Source organism: Streptomyces sp. SID486, assembly GCF_009865385.1.
GTDB lineage: Bacteria > Actinomycetota > Actinomycetes > Streptomycetales > Streptomycetaceae > Streptomyces.
Genome location: NZ_WWJT01000563.1, coordinates 1 through 20,356 on the forward strand (window position 1 = coordinate 1; position 20,356 = coordinate 20,356).

Below are 20,356 nucleotides of genomic sequence, written 5' to 3' on the forward strand. Positions count from 1 at the left end.
ACGGCTACCAGGTCACCAACGTGGAAGCCTCCATGTCCTCGCCGTCCAGCCTGCTGCACTGGACCCGCCGCATGATCGAGATCCGGAAGCAGAACCCCGCCTTCGGACTCGGCTCCTACACCGAGCTGCCGTCCTCGAACCCCGCGGTGCTCGCCTTCCTGCGCGAGGCACCCCTGGCGGAGGAGGGAGGGGACGACGACCTGGTGCTGTGCGTCCACAACTTCTCCCGCTTCGCCCAGCCCACGGAGCTGGACCTGAGCCGGTTCGGCGGCCGGCATCCCGTCGAGCTGTTCGGCGGGGTCCGGTTCCCGGCGATCGGTGAACTGCCGTACCTGCTCACCCTCGCGGGCCACGGCTTCTACTGGTTCCGGCTGCGTCAGGACGCCGTGTAGTCCCGGCCACCCTCCGGCCGGGTGGGGCGGTGCGGCGTTTCCACCGCCCCACCCGGGGCACGCATCAGTAACACCCCGACGACCTCCGGGGAAAGGACGTGACGCCCCATGGCGGAAACGGTCACCCCCTCCGGCACCACCGGCTCCCTCCTCGCCTCGCTCGACCCGTTGCTGCGCACCTGGCTGCCCCGGCAGCGCTGGTTCGCGGGCAAGGGGCGCCCGGTCACCGGCTTCACCCCGGTGGCCGTCACCGAACTGCTGCCCTCCCCCCGGCTCGCGGACCCGCCCGAACAGGGCGGCGCCCCCACCGGGCGGCTGGGCCTGTACCACCTGCTCCTGCGCGTCCATCAGCCCTCCGCGCCGGGCGCCCCGCCGCACCCGGGCGACTGCTACCAGCTCCTCATAGGTGTGCGCGAGGCGCTGCCACCCCGGCTCGCGCCCGCGCTGATCGGACATGTGACCGACGGCCCGCTCACCGGACTCACGGTGTACGAGGCCCTGTACGACGCCCGGCCGGCCGAGGTGCTCCTGGAGGCCCTGCGCACCCGCGCCCGGGTCGGGGACCTGCGGTTCGAGCGGGATCCGCGCCAGGAGATCCGGGCGGGTCTCGTGGCCCGGATGATGACCGCGGAGCAGTCCAACTCCTCCGTCGTCTATGGAGATACGTTCATTCTCAAGCTGTTGCGCCGGGTCGTGCCCGGTGTCAACCCCGACCTGGAGATACCCCTCGCCCTGGCCCGTCAGGGCTGCCCCCGGGTGCCCCCGCCCACGGGCTGGCTCAGCGCCGAGCCGGGCGGGGAGCCGTACGTCCTCGCCGTGCTCCAGCCCTACGTCAGCGGGGCCGGCGACGGCTGGGAGCTGGCGCTGCGCGAGCTGGCCAAGGGCGAGGACTTCGCCGCCGAGGCCCGCGCACTGGGCCGGGCCACCGCCGAGGTGCACACCGCCCTGGCCCGGGCTCTGCCTACGGTCACGCTCGGCCACACCCAGCTGGAACTGCTCGTCGACGGCATGACCGAACGGCTCGCGGCGGCCGTGCAGGCGGTGCCGGCGCTGCGGCCGTACGAGCAGGGGCTGCGCTCGGCCTACACGGCGCTGTCCTCGCTCGCCGCCGAGGGCCGCACCTGGACCGCCCAGCGCGTGCACGGCGACCTGCACCTGGGGCAGTGCCTGCGCTCGCCGTCCGGGGAGTGGTCGCTGATCGACTTCGAGGGTGAGCCGGCCCGGCCGCTGGCCGAACGGCGCATGCCGCAGCCGCCGGTGCGGGACGTCGCGGGGATGCTCCGCTCCTTCGACTACGCGGCCCACTCGGCGAACCCGGCCGCCCCGGAGTGGGCGCACGCCTGCCGTGCGGCCTACTGCTCCGGGTACGCGGAGGTGTCCGGCCGTGACCCGCGCACCGATCCGGTGCTGCTGCGGGCCTACGAGACCGACAAGGCGGTCTACGAGGTCGTCTACGAGGCCCGGCACCGCCCCGACTGGCTCCCCGTACCGCTGTCGGCGATCCGCCGCCTCGCCGTCCCCGACCCGACCTGACCCGATCCTCGCCCGGGAGACTCACCCGTGACGTCCAAGAAGCCAGCCGCCAGGAACAAGTCAGGCAAGACCAGGACCAAGGCCGACACCGGCACGACGGCCGAGAAGAAGACGAGGGAGCCGAGGGAGCCGACACAGACGTCGACGCCGACACGGACGCCGGGGGCACCGGATCCGGCGAAGACGCGGGTGCCCCTGCAGCCGGCGCCGCCCGGGCTGGAGGTCGCCGTGTCCCCCGCCGTCCACGCGGCCGACCGCGAGCGGCTGCTGCACGGCACCCACCACGATCCGCACGCCGTCCTCGGCGCGCACCCGGTGCCCGGCGGGGTCGCCTTCCGTGCCTTCCGCCCGCACGCCGAAGCGGTCGCGGTCGTCTCCGGTGAGCTGCGGGCGGACCTGCACGACGACGGCGACGGCTTCTTCTCCGCGCTGCTGCCGCTGACCGACGTCCCCGCCTACCGGCTGCTCGTGACGTACGACGGCACGGTCCACGAGACCGAGGACGCCTATCGTTTCCTGCCCACCCTGGGCGACCTGGACCTGCACCTGATCGGCGAGGGCCGGCACGAGCAGCTGTGGCGGGCGCTCGGCGCGCACGTCACCACCCGGCAGGGCGTGGCCGGCACCCGGTTCGCGGTGTGGGCGCCGAACGCGCGGGGCGTCCGGGTCACGGGCGGGTTCACCTTCTGGGACGGCACCGCCTTCCCGATGCGCTCGCTGGGTGGCACCGGGGTCTGGGAGCTGTTCGTGCCCGGCGTCGGCGAGGGTGAGCTGTACAAGTTCGAGATCACCCGCCCGGACGGCTCGCGCACCCTGCGCGCCGATCCGCTGGCCCGGCGTACCGAGGTCCCGCCGGCCACCTCCTCGATCGTGCACGTCTCCACGCACGAGTGGGGCGACGCCGAGTGGCTGGCCCGGCGCGCGGACACACCGCCGCACGAGGCGCCCTTCTCGGTCTACGAGGTGCATCTGCCCTCCTGGCGGCCGGGTCTGACCTACCGGCAGCTGGCCGAGCAGCTCCCGGCGTACGTCAGCGAGATGGGCTTCACGCACGTCGAGCTGATGCCGGTCGCCGAGCATCCCTTCGGCGGGTCGTGGGGTTACCAGGTCACCGGCTTCTACGCCCCGACGGCCCGCCTCGGCACCCCCGACGACTTCAAGTACCTGGTGGACCGGCTGCACCAGGCCGGTATCGGCGTGCTGATGGACTGGGTGCCGGCCCACTTCCCGCGCGACGCATGGGCGCTCGCCGAGTTCGACGGCCGCCCCCTGTACGAGCACCACGACCCGCGGCGGGCCGCCCACCCCGACTGGGGCACGCTGGAGTTCGACTTCGGGCGGCGCGAGGTGCGCAACTTCCTGGTGGCGAACGCGGTGTACTGGTGCGAGGAGTTCCACATCGACGGACTGCGGGTGGACGCGGTCGCCTCGATGCTCTACCTCGACTACTCGCGCGAGCCGGGCCAGTGGACGCCGAACGAGCACGGCGGCCGGGAGAACCTGGACGCGGTGGCCTTCCTGCAGGAGATGAACGCCACCGTGTACCGGCGCTGCCCGGGGGTGGTGACCATCGCCGAGGAGTCGACGGCCTGGGACGGCGTGACCCGGCCCACCCACCAGAAGGGCCCGAGCGGCTTCGGCGGCCTCGGGTTCGGCCTGAAGTGGAACATGGGCTGGATGCACGACTCGCTGCGGTACATGAGCCACGATCCCGTGCACCGCAGGTACCACCACGGCGAGATGACGTTCTCGATGGTGTACGCCTACAGCGAGAACTACGTCCTGCCCATCTCCCACGACGAGGTGGTCCACGGGAAGCGGTCCCTGGTGTCGAAGATGCCGGGCGACTGGTGGCAGCAGCGCGCGAACCACCGCGCCTACCTGGGCTTCATGTGGGCCCACCCGGGCAAGCAGCTCCTCTTCATGGGGCAGGAGTTCGCGCAGGGCGCCGAGTGGTCCGAGGCGCACGGCCCCGACTGGTGGCTGCTGGACCCGGCGTACGGCGCCGAGGCGGACCACCGGGGCGTGCGGGACCTCGTACGGGACCTCAACGCGGTGTACCGCGCGACCCCGGCGCTGTGGCAGCGGGACACCGATCCGGGGGGCTTCGAGTGGATCACCGGGGACGCCGCGGACGACAACGTCTTCGCGTTCCTGCGCCGTGACGCCGACGGCACCCCGCTGCTCGCCGTCTCCCACCTGGCACCGGTGGTCCGCCACGACTACCGGATCGGGGTGCCGGAGGACGTGCCGGCCTGGGCGGAGGCGCTGAACACGGACGCGGCCCGGTACGGCGGCGGCGAGGTGACCCATCCCGAACCGGTCAAGCCGGAGCCGCAGGGCGCGCACGGCCGCCCGGCGAGCATCCGGCTGACCCTGCCGCCCCTGTCGACGGTGTGGCTGCGGCCGGCCTGAGGAGCGCGCCTGGCCGGGCCGTCACGGCTCGGTCAGGGCTTCCACCAGTTCCGGGAGTTCACGCAGGGTGCGCAGCACGCGCGGGACGTGGCGGGCGATCTCGTCGGCCTGCCCCCGGCTGAACACCGACCGGACGTTCTCCTCCCGGGCCCGGTCGGCCATGCGGTCCAGCAGCTCCCTGGCGTCCTGTGACGCGTCGAGCAGCCGGCCGACCCGGGCGCGGAGTTCGTCCGCCCACTGCTCGAGGTGCGAGGCGCCTTCCCCCACATCGGGACCGGGGAACGGTGCCGGCCTCTCGGGCGTGCCCTCGTCCGCGGCCGGCCGGGGGGCCGGGTCGTGCCCGTCCGCCGGTGGCTGGGCGAACTCGGTTCGGGCGGGTGCCGCCAGGGGCGTCGCGGCCTGGGACCGAAGCAGGCCCGCGGCGTCACCGGCCGGCGCTGCGGCGCGTGCACCGGGCACCCTGGGCCTGGCGGCCCGCTTGCCCGTCTCCTTGGGGAACTCGCGGTTGAACCACGCGCGGCTCATCGGTTCGGGAAGCGGCGCTCCGGACCGGCTGACGCGGAACGGTCTGCGGTCGCCCGCGTCCATGGCGAGCGCCAGTTCCCTGAGCAGGGCGACGGCCTGCAGCCTGCTGTTGTTCCGCAGGGCGTTGAGCGCGTTGCGGACACCGCGCCGGACGCGGGTCGCCTCCGTGCCGTCGTCCTCGTCGGACTTCTGGCCCTCCAGGGAACCGCGGTCGGCCTCGAGAATGCCGAAAGCGGCCAGCCAGTGCGCGGCGCGGTAGCTCACCAACTCCTCGAATGCCTGCTCCTCCGTGTCGGCCACCGCGAGGAGCTCCCGGAGGGGGCGCCGGGAGACGTCCAGACCGGTACGCACCTCCGACACCTGGAACACCTCGCCGATGCGCGGGTTCCAGGCCTTGGGGTAGCTCTCCGACGTCAGGGCCGACCACGCCCGGGCACGCTGGTTCACCTCGGGGGCGGTGAGCTGGGAGGGCGGGGATTCGCTCAGTACCCGCCGGATGATGAAGCGCTTGGCGCCGTCGGTGGGAAACAGCTCACGCAGCAGCATCATCGACCGCAGGTCCCGGAGTTCGCTGACGGTGGCGCCGCTCGGCGCCCCCGGGAGCTCGGTCACCGGGGCTGCCCCGGAGAGGACCTCGGCCGTCTGCTCGTCCAGCTGGCCGGCGGCCACGTAGGCGCCGAGAACGCTGCGGGCGAGCGCACGGCTCCGGTCGTTCTGGGTGAACCCCAGGGGCGGGTGCACGTGGTCCCGCCGGTTGCTCATCTGCACGATGCGGTACAGACGGCGTGGGGTGGTGCTCCCGACGACCAGTTGGGCTCCGACCACCGCGACGTTCTTCGCCCGCACGGCGCGGGCGGAGCTGTCCGGCTCCCATTCCCCCTCCCGCGCGTACTCCTGGTTGAGGGTCTCCGACAGCCGTGCCAGCCACTGGTGGGGATCGAAGACCAGGGCCTCCCCTTCCCCTCCCAGCCGTTTGAGGGGTACGCCGGTGAGCACCTCCGCGGAACTCACCCCGTAGATCTCCTGGCGCTCCTTGGTCCGGTTGTTGCCGCGGACGGCCATCCACCCCCAGTGTTCGGCCGGGTGCAGGGGTCGCCCGTCCTCACCTGCCGGTGGGGGCTCTTCCAGCTGGAAGTGCTGGGCGACGTACAGGCCGGGCTCCTGCTGCCCGTTGAGGATGAGTTCCTGCTTCAGGTCGTAGGGCCGGTGGCCGACCCGTCTGGCCAGTGCGTCGACCGCCAGTCTGACGTCGGACACCAACTCCTCCCTGCTGGAGACGAACCTCCGCAGTGCCGCGAGGGCCTCCTCCCCGCCTTCGGAGGTCACCCGGGTCCAAGGATGGATCCGTGCCAGGGCTCGACGGTCGTCCGTGGCCGCTGAGGGGTCCGCCAGGGAGTGCCAGGCGGAGCTGATGCGTTCGTTGTTCTCCCAGACGACGCCACCGACACCGTGCATGCGGACGTTCACCACGGTCATGTCCCCGGCCTCGGTGGTGATCCGGCTCAGCACGCGGTCCGCGAGCACTCGTCTGCCTGCCGCGTCGGCTACGCCCAACAGGGTGCCCGGCTCGACGACGAAGGGCGCGATATTGCCCAGCGCCCCTCGCGGGACGTTCACCCCCGGGGTGCGTAGCACCGCCTCGATCCACTCCTCCTGCTCCTCCCGGGAGGCAGGTGCCGGAAATGGACGTGTGTCGTCAGCCATCTAAATCCCCAAGTCTCCGAACGGCATACCGCATTAGAAGATGAGAGGAAGGTCGTCGTCCACCGGAGCGTGGGGGTGTCACCTGTGAGGGCGGGAGAAAGAACAAGTAGCGTCACTGGTCAATACGAATCGATCAACTTCGATCAGTGCTTGAAGATATCGAAGAAGACACCCCGGAGCAGCCCCAGGATCGAGAACAGGAGTTCTCTGGCGTTGCGCCTCTCCTGCCTCCTCCCCATCTCCTCGATGTGCTCGCCGATCTCCACCAACCGGTGCTCCATCGTGTCGAGTTGCCGCTTCAGGCCCTCGAGGCCGGACGAGCTGCCGTCATCCAGTGCGGACATGACCTTCCCTAAAAGGTTCCGACACCGAACCCCCCTGGTTCGGACAGCCAGAAGACTTGCATCTCCGTCATCCGGTGTCGACCGCTCTTCGGACCGGTACCCCGCGAAGACCGCTACCGGTCCGACGGTCACCTCGGGCGCATCCGCGATGAATTCATAGCGTTTCTCGATCACAATCGCTCGAGCCGCCGCCCTTGCGAGCCACCTCGACATCAGACTGATGACGGATACGAATGCTCTGACCAGAGGTTCCAAATCCCAACTCGGGAAACCCTTCATTCGATGGACGTACGCATCGAACAAGAGACCGTGTCATTCCATCGATCCGACAGGCCCTTTCTCATTGACCCTTCCGGGGATCAGTGCTAGCGAGGGGTGGATCCGGCCGCGTGACACGTCCTTCGGATCGGTCACCCGCGACCGGTGCGGAGGGTGTGCGCCGCACCGGTCGCGGGGAGCCCGGGGTCCGGCCGCTACCCGTCGGACGCGGCGAGTCCCGGCGGCAGCTGCCCCGTGTGCAGCACCCCGAGCCGCTGGGTGGCGCGGGTCAGGGCCACGTACAGGTCGCTCGTGCCGTAGGCGGCCGGCTCCACCACCAGGACGGAGTCGAATTCGAGGCCCTTGGCCTGGCGGGGGTCGAGCAGCACGACCGTGCGGGTCAGGTCGGGCTCGGCGCTCGCGGTGACGCCGTCCAGGCGCGCGGCCAGGGAGCGGTGCAGCGCACGGGGGGCGATCACCGCCAGGCGGCCCTCGGCGGGGGTGAGTTCGGCGACCGCCTCCGCCACCGCGCCGGGCAGGTCACCGGGCGCCTGCCGCACCCAGGGCCGTACACCGGTGGAGCGGACGGAACTCGGCGGCTCGAAGTCCGGGTTCCCGGCGCGGACCACGGCCGCCGCCAGATCCATGATCTCGGCCGGGGTGCGGTAGTTGACGCCCAGGCGGGTGTGCTCCCAGCGGTCCTCCACGTAGGGGGCGAGGATGTCCGACCAGGAGCCGGCCCCGGCCGCCTCCGCCGTCTGGGCGGGGTCGCCGACCAGGGTCATCGAGCGGGTCGGGCTGCGCCGCATCAGCAGCCGCCAGGCCATCGGCGACAACTCCTGCGCCTCGTCCACGATGATGTGGCCGAACGCCCAGGTGCGGTCGGCGGCGGCCCGCTCGGCGGCGCTGCGGTGGTCCGCCTCCTCCTGCCGTTCGGCGAAGCGCTCGGCGTCGATGATGTCGTGCGCCGACAGGACCTCGGAGGCGTCCGGGTCGTCGTCCTCCTTGTCCTCGAACTCGTAGGTGCGGGAGGCGTAGGACACGTCGAGGACGCCCTGCGCGTAGGCGATCTGCGTCTCGCGTTCGCGTTCCGCGCGCGCCCGGGCCAGCCGTTCGTCCTCGCCGAGCAGTTCGGCGGCCTCGTCCAGCAGTGGCACGTCGGCGACCGTCCAGGCGCGGGTCACCGGGCGGCGGACCGCGTCGGCGTCGGCGGCCGGGAGGTACCGGTCCGGCTCGGCGAGGAAGTCGGCGAGCAGCCGCTGCGGGGTGATGCGGGGCCACAGCCGGTCGATGGCGTCCCAGACCTCGGGGTTCTCGGCGAGTTCGTCGCGGATCTGGGTGATGTCGGCGGGGTCGAGCAGACTGCTGCCGTCGTAGGGGTCGGTGCCCACGCGCTCGGCGTACAGCTCGGTGAGGGTGTTGAGGATGTGCCCCTCGAAGTACTCGCGGGCGGCGTTGTGCGGCAGCCCGGCCGCGCGGGTGCGTTCCCGGGCGACACCGGCCAGGCCGTCGTCCAGCATCAGCACCTCGCGGTCGTGCTCGATCGCGATGACCGGGTCGGGCAGGGCCTGCCGGTCGCGTACGGCGGCGGCGAGCGCGTCCGCCATGTCGGCGCGGCCCTTGACGGCGGCCGCCTCGGGGGTGTCGGCGGCGGTGGCCTTCACGCCCGGGAAGAGCTCGCCGACGGTGGCCAGCAGCACCCCGGTCTCGCCGAGGGAGGGCAGCACCTCGCCGATGTAGCCGAGGAAGGCCGGGTTCGGGCCGACGATGAGGACGGCCCGGCGGGCCAGCAGCTCCCGGTGTTCGTACAGCAGGTAGGCCGCGCGGTGCAGGGCGACCGCGGTCTTGCCGGTGCCGGGGCCGCCCTCGACGACCAGTACGCCGCGGTGGGGCGCCCGGATGATCTCGTCCTGCTCGGCCTGGATGGTCTGCACGATGTCGCCCATCCGGCCGGTGCGCGCCGAGTTCAGCGCGGCCAGCAGGACGGCGTCGGCGTCGTGGTCCTCGTGGCCGGTGCGGGTGGCGTCGCCGAGGTCCAGGATCTCGTCGTGCAGGGAGGTGACGGTCCGGCCCTCGGTGGTGATGTGCCGGCGGCGGCGCAGGCCCATCGGGGTGTGGCCGGTGGCCAGGTAGAAGGGGCGGGCGACGTCGGCCCGCCAGTCGATGAGGACCGGCGTGCGCGCGCTGTCGTCCTCGCGCAGTCCGATCCGGCCGATGTGGTGCTTCGTGCCGTCGGTGAGGTCGATCCGGCCGAAGCACAGCGAGCCGTCCACGGCGTCCAGCGCGGCGAGCAGCCCGGACCGCTCGGCGACCAGGATGTCCCGCTCCAGCCGTGCCTGCATGGGCTTGTCGCCCTGGGCGAGCGCGTCCGCGACCGAGTCCTCGGCCTCACCGCGCAGCACGTCCACGCGCGCGTACAGTCCGTCGATGAATTCCTGCTCCTGACGCAATTCATCGTCCGGAAATTCGGTGTTTGACAATTCCGCTCCCGCCCGGATATACTCTGCTCAGTGATGTTCTCCGCGACCATTTCGAAAATGAAGTCGCGAACCACTGAATATACGCAAAGAAATCCCCCGGACGCAATTGCCCGGGGGATTTTTTCGATCAGACGCCAGCTGACTCCTCCACCTCCAGCAGCGAGGCGCTGTGCCGTTCCTCCTCGAACCTGCGGCGGCCGCCACGCAGCCCGAACAGGCGCTTGGTGAGGGCGATGTAGAGGACCGCGAGGATGTTGAGGACGAGCGTGGCGATCTTCAGCCAGCTGACGTGCTCGGTGAGTTCGTAGATCTCCAGCGGGAGGAACGCGGCCGTCGCGACCACCGTCAGGTACTCCGCCCAGCGCTTGGCGTACCAGAGGCCGACCGCCTCGATCAGTTCGATCAGCGCGTAGGCCAGCAGCAGGCCGGCCACGAGCAGCAGCGTGGAGTGCCGGTAGCCGAAGGCCTTCTGCACGGAGCCGACGACCGGCGAGTGGTCGAGGTCGTAGTGGAAGTGCCGGAACACCGGGCGGAAGACGTCCAGGTATTCGTCGAAGAGGCGGCGCACGGCGTTCTGGCTGTTGCTGAACTTCCACACCGCGACCGCGACCAGCACGATGAACACCCCGCGCACGGCCCGCTCGACGGCGAGGAAACGCAGCACGAACAGGTCCCGCAGCACCTTGCCGCGCGGGACGAGCGGCGCGTCGGCGGCCGGCCCCGAGCCGTGCGGGCCGCCGAGCACGAAGTCGCCGCAGCGCAGGCAGCGCCAGACGTCTCCGAGCGCGGTCCGGGCGTGCAGCCGGTGCCGCAGCCGGGGGTCGTCGGGCGCGTAGGTCACATGCCCCTTGCGCGCGCAGGTCCGCCGGTCCCAGTCGATCTTCATCCCCCGTGCCTCCGTACAGTCGCCGACGCCACGCACGAACGTGCCGTCCCGGTCGGTCCGGGTCGCCACGCACGAACGTGCCGTCCCGGTCGGTCCGGGTCGGCACGTTAGTGGATGACGGCGTTCGGCGATCAGTCGGCCGTGCTGTTCGCCAGTTCCCTCTCCTCTTCCTTCACCTCGGCCGCCGCGGCCTCGCGGCGCGGCAGCAGGACGGCCACCAGGACCGTGCCGATGCCGAGGATCACCGCGCCGACCAGGCTCGTGTGGGCGACCGCGTCGGAGAAGGCGGAGCCGACCGCATCGGCCATCTGCCGGGCACCGCCCGCGAGTTCGCCGGCCTGCTGCTTGAGCTGCGCGGCCTGCTGCGGGTCGCTCGCCTGCTGGGCCCGCGCGGCGGCCTCGTGCGCCTTCTCGCCGATGCCCTGCGCGACGGCGTACCCGGCGCCGACCGAGTCCTGCGCGGTGTCCAGGGCGCTCGCGGGGAGCTTGCTGCCCGCGGTGGCGTCGGAGAGGTGGTCGCCGTAAGAGGTGGCGAGCAGCGAGCCCAGGATGGCGATGCCGAGCGAGCCGCCCAGCTCCAGCGAGGTGTCGTTGACGGCGCCGCCGACGCCCAGCTCGGACTCCGGGAACGCGCCCATGATGGCGTCGGTGCAGGGCGACAGGGCGAGGCCGATGGCGAGGCCCAGGATGATCAGCGGGGCGACGAAGTCGCCGTAGGTGGAGCCGGCGTCCACCTGCGTCAGCAGCGCGAGGGCGGTGGTGCCGCCGACCATGCCGGCGCTGACGGTCCACTTCATGCCGACGCGGGGGGTGAGCCAGCCGGTCAGGGCGGAGCCGACGAAGACGGCACCGGCCAGCGGCAGCATGCGTACGCCGGTCTCCAGGGCGTCGTAGCCGAGGACGAACTGCAGGTGCTGGGTGAGGTAGTAGAAGGCGCCGAAGACGGCGAGGAAGAACAGGGCGACGGCGAGGTTGGAGCCCGCGAAGCGGCGGTGGGCGAAGCGGCGCACGTCCAGGATCGGGCGCGGGTGGCGCAGCTCCCACAGGACGAAGGCGACCAGGCCGACACCAGCGGTCACGGCGGCTCCGACGGCCTTGGCGCCCCAGCCGAAGTGCGGACCCTCGATGATCATGTAGATGAGCGCGCCGGTCCAGATCACCGACAGCGCGCCGCCGACGTAGTCGATGCGGTCGTGGTGGCCGGCCTTGGACGGCGGCACGAGGACCAGGGCGGCGACGACGGCGACGGCCGCGATGGGCACGTTGATCAGGAAGGTGGAGGACCAGCCGTGGTCGCGCAGCAGGGCGCCGGCGACCACCGGCCCGGCGGCGATGGCGAGGCCGGCGGTGGCCGTCCACAGCACGATGGCCTTGGCCCGCTCGGCGCGCGGGAAGGTCGCGGCGAGCAGCGAGAGCGTGGCCGGCATGATCAGCGCGGCGCCGACGCCCATCACGGCGCGGGCCGCGATGACGGTGGCCGCGCTGTCGGCGAGGTAGCCGAAGACGGCACCCGAGCCGAAGACGACGAGCCCGAGGACGAGCGCGCCGCGCCGGCTGTACTTGTCGCCGATGGCGCCGAGCAGCAGCATCAGCGCCGCGTAGGGGACGGTGTAGCCGTCGATCACCCACTGGAGGTCGGCGCTGGAGAGGCCGAGGTCCTTCGTCATGTCGGGCGCCGCGACCGTGAGGGCGGTGTTCGCCATCACGATGATCAGCAGACTGAGGCAGAGCACCAGCAGCGCCCACCAGCGCCGGGCGTAGGGGCGCTCCATCCTTTCGACCGGTTCGGTCATGACGAGTCGCATGGCAGGGATCGCCTTCCTCGGGGTACGCGACGGACTTGCACAGTGGCGTGTAATTGCACAACCATGTGCAATGTACGTTGTTGCACAACGCTGTGCAAGTCAGGCCGGGGTGTCCCCCGTGGTCCGGGAAGGCCCGGGCAGGGGCCCGGGCCACGGTCCGGGGAGGCAGAATGACCGCCATGACCACGGGTAACAGCAGCCGCGCCGACGCCAACCGACGCCGTATCCTCGACGTCGCCCTCGCCGAACTGCTGCGCGATCCCGACGCGTCCATGGACCAGATCGCGCGGGCCGCAGGGGTCGTACGACGGACGGTCTACGGCCATTTCCCCAGCCGGGAAGCGCTGATCAGCACCCTGGTGGACGGAGCCGTGGAGGCACTGGCGGACGCCGACTCCCGCGCCCGCGCCGGGGTGAACGACCCCGCGCAGGCGGTGGCCCGCTCGGTGCTCGCCCTGTGGCCGGTCGCCGACCGCTACCGGCTGCTGATCGCCCTGGCCCAGCGCACGGTCACCGTGCAGGGCATCCGCGAACGCCTGGCACCGCTGCGCGAGAACAAGGTCAGCCTGCTGCAGCGGGGGCTGGACGAGGGTGCCTTCAGCTCACCGCTGCCCGCGCCGGCCCTCGCGTACGTGCACGAGCAGATGCTCTTCGCGGTGATGGAGGCGGTGAACGACGGCCTCGTGCCGGCGGAGGAAGCGGGCCGCTCCGCCACGGTCGCCGTCCTGACGGCGGCCGGCGTACCCGCCGCACGGGCGGCCGAGCTGGTGTCCGGGGTGCGGTGACCCGAAGCCGCGGCGCGCTCCGCGCCCTTTCGGCCGGCAGACGGGACGCGGGCCGGGACACGGCCCGGGCCGAACACCCGGCCCGGACACAGGGCGGACCGTCCTCCGGGCCCGGACACACCGAACCGGACGCCCGGCCCGGGTTCAGGCCGGGCCGGACGCCCGGAGCCGAAGGGCGCGCCGCGCCCCTTCAGGGGCGGGGAACTGCGCGCCAAGCCACCCGCGCCCCGGCAGCCACCCGCGCCCCGCAGCCACCCGGCGGCGGGTCGCGACGGACGCCCAGGGTTCGGCCGCCGCGACAGACGCTCGGGTCCTGGCGACGCGGCGGACGCTCGCGCCGCCTGACACTCGCGGCAGACGCCCAGGGTTCGGCCGCCGCGACAGACGCCCATGGGTCGGCCGCCGCGGCAGACGCTCGGGCCCTGGCGACGCGGCGGACGCTCGCGCCGCCTGACACTCGCGGCAGACGCCCAGGTTCGGCCGCCGCGGCAGACACCCATGGGTCGGCCGACGCGGCAGACGCCCAGGGTTCGGCCGCCGCGGCAGACGCTCGGGGTTCGGCGGACGCTCAAGCCCTGGTCAGCTCCTTGCCCCCGTCGTCCCGGGCCCCGGACGGCCCGGAAGCCGTCGGCTCGCCCTCCTCCCGCGCCGTCGTCTCGTCGAACGGCAGCTCCCCCGCCAGCACCCGCCGGACCCGCACCATGTCGATCTCCCTGGTCCACGTGCCCACGAGCACCGTCGCGACCGCGTTGCCCGCGAAGTTCGTCAGCGCGCGCGCCTCGCTCATGAACCGGTCGATGCCGACGATCAGCCCGACCCCGTCCACCAGCGCCGGCTTGTGCGACTGGAGCCCGCCGGCCAGGGTCGCGAGCCCGGCCCCGCTGACGCCCGCCGCGCCCTTCGACGCCAGCAGCAGGAACAGCAGCAGCGGGATCTGCTCGCCGACCGACATCGGCGTCCCCAGCGCGTCCGCGATGTACAGCGACGCCATCGTCATGTAGATCATCGTGCCGTCGAGGTTGAACGAGTAGCCGGTGGGCACGGTGATGCCGACGACCGGCCGGCTCACGCCCAGGTGCTCCATCTTCGCGATCAGCCGCGGCAGCGCCGACTCCGACGACGAGGTGGACAGGATCAGCAGGAACTCCCGGGCGAGGTACTTGAACAGGGAGAAGACGTTCAGCCCCGCGACGATCCGCAGCAGCGCCCCGAGCACGATGAAGACGAACAGGAAACAGGTGAGGTAGAAGCCGAGCATCAGCACGGCGAGGCTCTTGAGCGCGTCGACGCCCGCGGAGCCGACCACCGCCGCGATCGCCCCGAACGCACCGATCGGCGCGGCCCACATCACCATGGACAGGATGCGGAAGACGAGGCGCTGGATGTGCTCGACACCCCGCAGCACCGGCTGGCCGGCCTCGCCCATGGCCTGGAGCGCGAACCCGGCGAGCAGCGCCACCAGCAGCGTCTGGAGCACCTGGCCCTGGGTGAACGCGGACACGAACGTGGTCGGGATGATCGACAGCACGAAGTCGACGGGCGGCAGCGCGTCGCTCTCGATCTGGGCGTGTCCGCTCTGCTTGAGCGCGTCGGTCAGGTGCAGCCCGTCACCGGGGTGCAGCACGTTGCCGACCACGAGGCCGATGGCGAGCGCGACGAGCGACATCACCAGGAAGTAGCCGAGGGCGATGCCGCCGACGGCGCCCACCTTGGCGGCCTTGCGCACGGAACCGATGCCGAGCACGATCGTGCAGAAGATGATCGGCGAGATCATCATCTTGATCAGGTTCACGAACCCGGTGCCCAGCGGCTTCAGCTCCACCGCCGCATCGGGCCAGATCAGCCCCACGGCGATGCCGAGCGCGACCGCCGCGATGACGGCGATGTACAGGTAGTGGGTCCGGTCCCGCTTCGCGCGGGGTGCGGCAGGTGCCGTATCGGGGGTGCTGGGGGCCACGACTGCCCTCCTTGACGTCTTCGTCGGCGAACAACCGGCGTGCGGCTCACGTCCGGGCGTTGTTGGGGAATGCCGTGACTATCTCCCGCCGTGTGAGGGCGGTCACCCTTCCGTTCATTTAGTTCACGATTGAGCGGAGAGGCACACTGCTGACATGCGCCTACCCGCCCTCCCGAGGCCCCGCAGCCTCGCCGGCCAGCTGTTCGCCGTGCAGGCCGTGCTGATCGCACTGGTCGTGGCCGGGTACGCGCTGTTCACCTACGTCAGCGACCAGCGGCAGGCCGAGGACGCCGCCGCCCGGCAGGCCACGGCGGTCGCCCGCTCGGTCGCCGACTCCCCCTCGGTGCGTACGGCGATCCGCGCCCCGGACCCCACGGCCCGGCTGGAGCCGTACGCCCTGCGGGTCACCCGGGACGCGAACGTCGACTTCGTCACGATCATGAACCCGTCCGGCATCCGCTGGACCCACCCCGACCAGAAGCAGATCGGCAAACGCTTCCTCGGCAACATCGCCGCCGCCCAGCACGGCCGCACCCTCACCGAGACCTACACCGGCACGCTCGGCCCGTCCGTCCGCGCGGTGACCCCCGTGACGGACGCCGGCCGGATCGTCGGGCTGGTGAGCGCCGGCATCAAGGTGGAGACGATCAGCGCCCGGGTGCAGGACCAGGTCGCGGCGCTGCTCGGAGTGGCCGGCGGCACCCTGCTGCTGGGCGCGGTCGGCACGTACGTCATCAACGCCCGCCTGCGCCGCCACACCCACGGCATGAACGCCACCGAGCTGAGCCGCATGCACGACTACCACCAGGCCGCGCTGCACGCGGTCCGGGAGGGGCTGTTGATGCTGGACGGCCGGTACCGGGTGGCCCTGATCAACGACGGTGGCCGCGAACTGCTCGCGGTGGGCCCCGAGGAGGAGGTCGTGGGCCGTTCGGTGGCGGCCCTCGGCCTGCCCGCCCCGCTGACCGGCGCGCTGCTGTCCGGCGAGCCCCGGGTGGACGAGGTGCACCTGACGGCGTCCCGGGTGCTGGTGGTGAACACGTCCCCCGTCTCCGGCGGCGAACAGCGGGGTACGGTCGTCACCCTGCGCGATGTCACCGAACTCCAGTCACTGATGGGCGAGTTGGACTCCGAGCGCGGCTTCACGCAGGCCCTGCGCTCGCAGGCGCACGAGGCGGCCAACCGGCTGCACACCGTCGTCTCGCTGATCGAGCTGGGCCGGGCCGAGGAGGCGGTGGAGTTCGCCACGGCCGAGCTGGAGCTGGCGCAGGCCCTCACCGACCAGGTGGTGGCCGCGGTGGGCGAACCGGTGCTGGCCGCCCTGCTGCTGGGCAAGACCGCGCAGGCCAACGAGCGGGGCGTGGAGCTGGTGGTCTCGGCGGACAGCCGCCTGGACGACGGCCTGCTCCCGCTCGAACTGCCGGCCCGGGACCTGGTCACGATCCTCGGCAACCTGATCGACAACGCGGTGGACGCGGCACAGGGGACGGCGGGGGCACGGGTGACCGTGACGGCGTACGCCTCGCCCGCCGAACTGGTCCTGCGGGTGCGCGACACCGGCCCCGGTGTCGACCCAGCCCACGCCGACCTGGTGTTCCGACGGGGGTTCTCCACGAAGCCGGCCGGACCGGGCGGCCGGGGCCTCGGGCTGGCCCTGGTCCGGCAGACGGTGACCCGCCACGAGGGCACGTTGACGGTGGCGGAGCCCGGCGGGCACGGCGGGCACGGCGGGGACGGCGAGGCCGGGGCGGTGTTCGAGGTGCGGTTGCCGCTGAGCGCGTCGGCGGAGGGCGACAAGCCCGCAAGCGGTGGGACACCCCCGGAGCGCGGCACGACCACCAACGGCAGCGCGCTGCGGAGCGGCGGCACGACTGCGAACGGCAACCCGCCTCCGGACGGCGGCACGACCACCGACGGCAGCGCGCTCCGGAGCGGCGGCACGGCCATGGGCGGCGGCAGATGAGCGACGGACAGCAGCCCATCCGCGTCCTCGTCGTCGAGGACGACCCGGTGGCCGCCGACGCGCACGTGATGTACGTCGGCCGGGTCCCCGGGTTCGTCGCGGTCGGCAAGGCGCACACGGGCGCTCAGGCGCGGCGCATCCTGGACCGTACGCCGGTGGACCTGCTGCTGCTGGACCTGCACCTGCCGGACGTGCACGGCCTGCAGCTGGCCCGGTCGCTGCGGGCGGCCGGGTACCACGCGGACGTGATAGCGGTGACCTCGGCGCGGGATCTGGCGGTGGTGCGGGAGGGCGTCTCGCTGGGGGTCGTCCAGTACGTCCTCAAACCGTTCACCTTCGCGACGCTCCGGGACCGGCTGGTCCGGTACGCCGAGTTCCACGCGGCGGTGGGCGAGGCGAGCGGGCAGGACGAGGTCGACCGGGCCCTGGGGGTCCTGCGGGCGCCGTCGCCCGCCGCCCTGCCGAAGGGGTTGAGCGGGCCGACGCTGGAGCGGGTGACGGGCACGCTGCGGGAGGCGGCGGAGGGGCTCACGGCGGCCGGGGTGGCCGAGGCCGTTGGAATCTCGCGGATCACCGCCCGGCGGTACCTGGAGCACCTGGTGGAGTCAGGCCGGGCCGCACGGAAACCGGTGTACGGGCAGGTGGGGCGGCCGGAGCTGATGTACCGGTGGGGAGCGCCGGGGCGCTGATCGCCTCAGCCAGAGTGCGGGCTTCGGCGGCGTCAGCGGGGGCGGCGGCCCGCGTGTAGGCGTCGGCGGACTGCAGGTAGTAGGAGCGCGCCTCACCGAGCCGGTGCTCGTACGCGGAGGCCAGAGCCAGGGCACCAAGTGTCTGGCCGGCCCCGTACCAGTCGTCGAACTCGCGGCAGATCTCCAGATCCTTCCGGTACGCCTGGATCGCCGCCCTGGTGCGGTTCAGCGCACGGAGGCTCTCGCCGAGGTTGTACCAGGCTTTGCCCTCGTTGTGGCGGTCCCTGAGCTTCCGGTAGAGGTCGCGGGCACGCCTGTGGGCAGCGACGGCCTCCTCGGCCCTGTCCGCTTTCAGCAGTGAGCTGCCGAGGTTGTTCCACGCCATCGCTTCACCGTCCCGGTCCTCGACGGCCGCGAACAGCGCACGGGAATGGGAATGGACATCGATCGCCTCCGTCGCTCGGCCCGCGCTCCGCAGGACGAGGCCGATGTTGTCCCAGGCCGTGGCCTCGCCGTGCCGGTCCCCGATGGCCCGGCACAATTCGCGCCCGCGTGTGAGAACCTCGATCGCCTCCTCGGAGCGGCCCGTCTCCTGGAGCGCGAGGCCGAGGTTCTGGCACGCCACGGCTTCGCTGCGGCGGTCCCCGGCACGCTGGGCGGCCTCCAGGGCGATACGGCTGACCGTGATCCAGTCGTCGAAGTGGCGACGCCAGTCGAAGTACGCCCACAGGACCAGGGCCAGTCGCACGGCCGTGTCGGCGTGCCGTGTCTCCCGTCCCCAGTGCACCGCGGCAACCAGCCCTGCGCGCTCCGCGTCCAGCCAGGCCAGTGCCTCGGCCCGGGTGGCGAAGCGCTCGGGTTGCGGCCTCCCGGGCAACCACTGCAGCCGGTCGTCCGCCGCGTCCGCCCAGCGGTGGTAGTGCGCGAGCAGCCGTGCCCGGGCCGCATCCCGCGTCTGCGCGTCGTCGGTCAGGGCACCCGCCCCGAACACACGCACGAGGTCGTGCATCCGCCAGCGACCGGGACCGCTCCCGCGCTCCACCAGATGAGCGCGGGCCAGGGCCTTCAACCCCGCCGAAGGAGGGCCCCCGTCCCCGACCAGGACGGCGGCCACCTCCTCGCTCACCTCCGGCCCCGGCGCCAGGGCGAGCAGGCACAGCAGGCGGCCCTGCTCGGCCGGAAGCCTGCGGTACGACAGGTCGAACGCGGCGCGCACGCTGCGGTTGCCGTCGTCCAGGGCGGTGAGCCGGTCGTACGACGTGGCCAGCTCGTCGGCGAGTTCCTCGACCGTCTTGCCCGGATCCTCCGCCAGCAGCGCCACCGCGATCTGCAGAGCCAGAGGCAGGTGCCCGCACAGCTCCGCCAGACGTGCCGCGGCGTCCGCCGCCGCCGCGACCCGGGTGTCGTCCGGGTCCGCGATCCGCAGCGCCCGGTCGAGGAGCGCGCACGCGGCTTCGGCCGTCAGCTGGTCCACCGGCACCAGCCGCGCCCCCAGTTGGACCAGCCGGTCCCGCGAGGTGACCAGCACCCGGTGCCGCCCGACCCCCGGCAGCAGCGGCCGCACCTGCTCCGGCGACGAGGCGTTGTCGGCCACGATGAGCACCGGCTCCCGTCCCGCCAGCAGCGACCGGTACAGCCCGGCCCGCTCGTCCGCCGTGGCCGGGATGTGCTCCGGCTCGACCCCGAGCGCCCGCAGCAGTGACCGCAGTGCCTGGTCGGCGGTGACCGGTGCGTCGTCGTACCCGTGGAGGTCCACGAACAGCACCCCGCCCGGAAACCACCCCGCCTCCCGTGCCGCGTACGCCGCCTGCACCGCGAGCGCCGTCTTGCCGATGCCGCCGAGTCCGGACACGGCGGTGACGAGGACGGCCTGCCCGGTACCGGCCGCGGGGTCCAGCGCGGTACGCAGCCGCCCCAACTCGTCGTCGCGGCCGGTGAATCCGGCCACCCTCGGCGGCAGCGCGTCCAGTGCCGTCGGTGCCGGTGCGTGCTGCCGGTACTCCGCCTTGCCGACGACCTGCCCGCGGAACCGGCCGCCCCGGAAGTCGATGTGATCGCTCACCCGGCCGCGGCCCCCGCCCCGAACGGCACGGCGTACCGCACCACGCACACCCCGAGGCCCACGACCGTGACCGCCTCCAGCACGGACACCGCCACCAGCCCGGCGGAGACGTCGCCGGCCGCCCAGTACACGACCAGCGCGCTCAGCGGCACCACGCAGAAGGCCAGCAGGTCCACCACGCACTGCAGCACCTTCCGGGGCACCCGCCGGGTGTCCGTCCGGTGGGCCACCTCCCACCGGAACACCTCACCGCCCTCCGCCCCGGCCAGCGCCGCCAGCCGGGGTCCCAGCTCCGTCCGGACGTAGGCCCCGATCGCCGAGATCTTCTGGTCGTTGACGAGGTACGTCCAGCCGAGCACGACGCACACCGGCGGCAGTGCGAGCAGCATCGACGTCTGCCTGGCCTGGGCCGCGGCGGCGATCACGGCCGCGACGACGGTCAGGGTGACGTAGAGCAGGTTGTCCCGGAACCCGATCCGGGTCTTCTGCTCGTCCTTGACGGTCTGGTACTCGCTGAGCAGCAACTGCCCCACGGTGACGTCTCGTTCCACCACGTAA

The 20,356-nt window shown here is 72.5% G+C and carries 14 protein-coding genes; 6 read left to right on the forward strand and 8 right to left on the reverse strand.

Annotated elements, in window-relative coordinates:
• The 3 genes from GT045_RS25670 to glgB all read left to right on the forward strand — a co-directional run.
• The coding region (locus GT045_RS25670; protein WP_202516519.1) for an alpha-glucosidase C-terminal domain-containing protein at positions 1-392 on the forward strand (392 nt) is incomplete at its 5' end.
• A gap of 108 nt (positions 393-500) precedes the next feature.
• Complete coding sequence (locus GT045_RS25675; RefSeq protein WP_161297704.1) at positions 501-1,925, forward strand: phosphotransferase; 1,425 nt, start codon at positions 501-503, stop codon at positions 1,923-1,925.
• A 27-nt stretch (positions 1,926-1,952) separates the two neighbouring features.
• Positions 1,953-4,340 carry a 1,4-alpha-glucan branching enzyme gene (gene glgB / locus GT045_RS25680; RefSeq protein WP_161335607.1) on the forward strand — a complete coding sequence of 796 codons (2,388 nt, stop codon included), beginning with the start codon at positions 1,953-1,955 and terminating at the stop codon, positions 4,338-4,340.
• Positions 4,341-4,361: 21 nt separating this feature from the next.
• Here glgB and GT045_RS25685 read toward each other — a convergent pair whose 3' ends face one another.
• The 5 genes from GT045_RS25685 to GT045_RS25705 form a co-directional block, all read right to left on the reverse strand.
• Positions 4,362-6,569 carry a hypothetical protein gene (locus tag GT045_RS25685; RefSeq protein WP_161335608.1) on the reverse strand — a complete coding sequence of 736 codons (2,208 nt, stop codon included), beginning with the start codon at positions 6,567-6,569 and terminating at the stop codon, positions 4,362-4,364.
• A gap of 143 nt (positions 6,570-6,712) precedes the next feature.
• A complete protein-coding gene (locus GT045_RS25690) occupies positions 6,713-6,913 on the reverse strand; it encodes a hypothetical protein (protein ID WP_161335609.1) in 201 nt (66 codons plus the stop codon).
• A gap of 473 nt (positions 6,914-7,386) precedes the next feature.
• Entirely contained in the window at positions 7,387-9,621 is a 2,235-nt protein-coding gene (locus GT045_RS25695) for a UvrD-helicase domain-containing protein (protein WP_202529034.1), read from the reverse strand.
• A 157-nt stretch (positions 9,622-9,778) separates the two neighbouring features.
• Complete coding sequence (locus tag GT045_RS25700; RefSeq protein ID WP_161289861.1) at positions 9,779-10,537, reverse strand: DUF2127 domain-containing protein; 759 nt, start codon at positions 10,535-10,537, stop codon at positions 9,779-9,781.
• Positions 10,538-10,668: 131 nt separating this feature from the next.
• Positions 10,669-12,342 carry an MFS transporter gene (locus tag GT045_RS25705; RefSeq protein ID WP_161298450.1) on the reverse strand — a complete coding sequence of 558 codons (1,674 nt, stop codon included), beginning with the start codon at positions 12,340-12,342 and terminating at the stop codon, positions 10,669-10,671.
• Positions 12,343-12,512: 170 nt separating this feature from the next.
• On the opposite strand from GT045_RS25705, the gene GT045_RS25710 reads away from it, so the two are divergent.
• Complete coding sequence (locus tag GT045_RS25710; RefSeq protein WP_161335610.1) at positions 12,513-13,127, forward strand: TetR/AcrR family transcriptional regulator; 615 nt, start codon at positions 12,513-12,515, stop codon at positions 13,125-13,127.
• A gap of 568 nt (positions 13,128-13,695) precedes the next feature.
• Here GT045_RS25710 and GT045_RS25715 read toward each other — a convergent pair.
• The gene (locus GT045_RS25715; protein ID WP_161335611.1) at positions 13,696-15,084 is read right to left on the reverse strand and encodes a cation:dicarboxylase symporter family transporter; all 1,389 of its coding nucleotides are present in this window, start codon (positions 15,082-15,084) and stop codon (positions 13,696-13,698) included.
• 154 nt (positions 15,085-15,238) lie between these two features.
• Here GT045_RS25715 and GT045_RS25720 point away from each other — a divergent pair, with 154 nt between their 5' ends.
• Both GT045_RS25720 and GT045_RS25725 read left to right on the forward strand, forming a co-directional pair.
• A complete protein-coding gene (locus GT045_RS25720; protein ID WP_237538865.1) occupies positions 15,239-17,047 on the forward strand; it encodes a sensor histidine kinase in 1,809 nt (602 codons plus the stop codon).
• On the forward strand, positions 17,044-17,736 hold the full coding sequence (locus GT045_RS25725; RefSeq protein ID WP_161335612.1) for a response regulator: 693 nt from the start codon (positions 17,044-17,046) through the stop codon (positions 17,734-17,736). The genes GT045_RS25720 and GT045_RS25725 overlap by 4 nt, the downstream gene beginning before the upstream one ends.
• Here the strand turns inward: GT045_RS25725 and GT045_RS25730 are convergent.
• Positions 17,618-19,798 carry a tetratricopeptide repeat protein gene (locus GT045_RS25730; RefSeq protein ID WP_161335613.1) on the reverse strand — a complete coding sequence of 727 codons (2,181 nt, stop codon included), beginning with the start codon at positions 19,796-19,798 and terminating at the stop codon, positions 17,618-17,620. The genes GT045_RS25725 and GT045_RS25730 overlap by 119 nt on opposite strands.
• Positions 19,795-20,352, reverse strand: a complete 558-nt coding sequence (locus GT045_RS25735) for a hypothetical protein (protein ID WP_161335614.1) — start codon at positions 20,350-20,352, stop codon at positions 19,795-19,797. Before GT045_RS25735 ends, GT045_RS25730 begins: the two co-directional genes overlap by 4 nt.
• Positions 20,353-20,356: the final 4 nt, after the last annotated feature.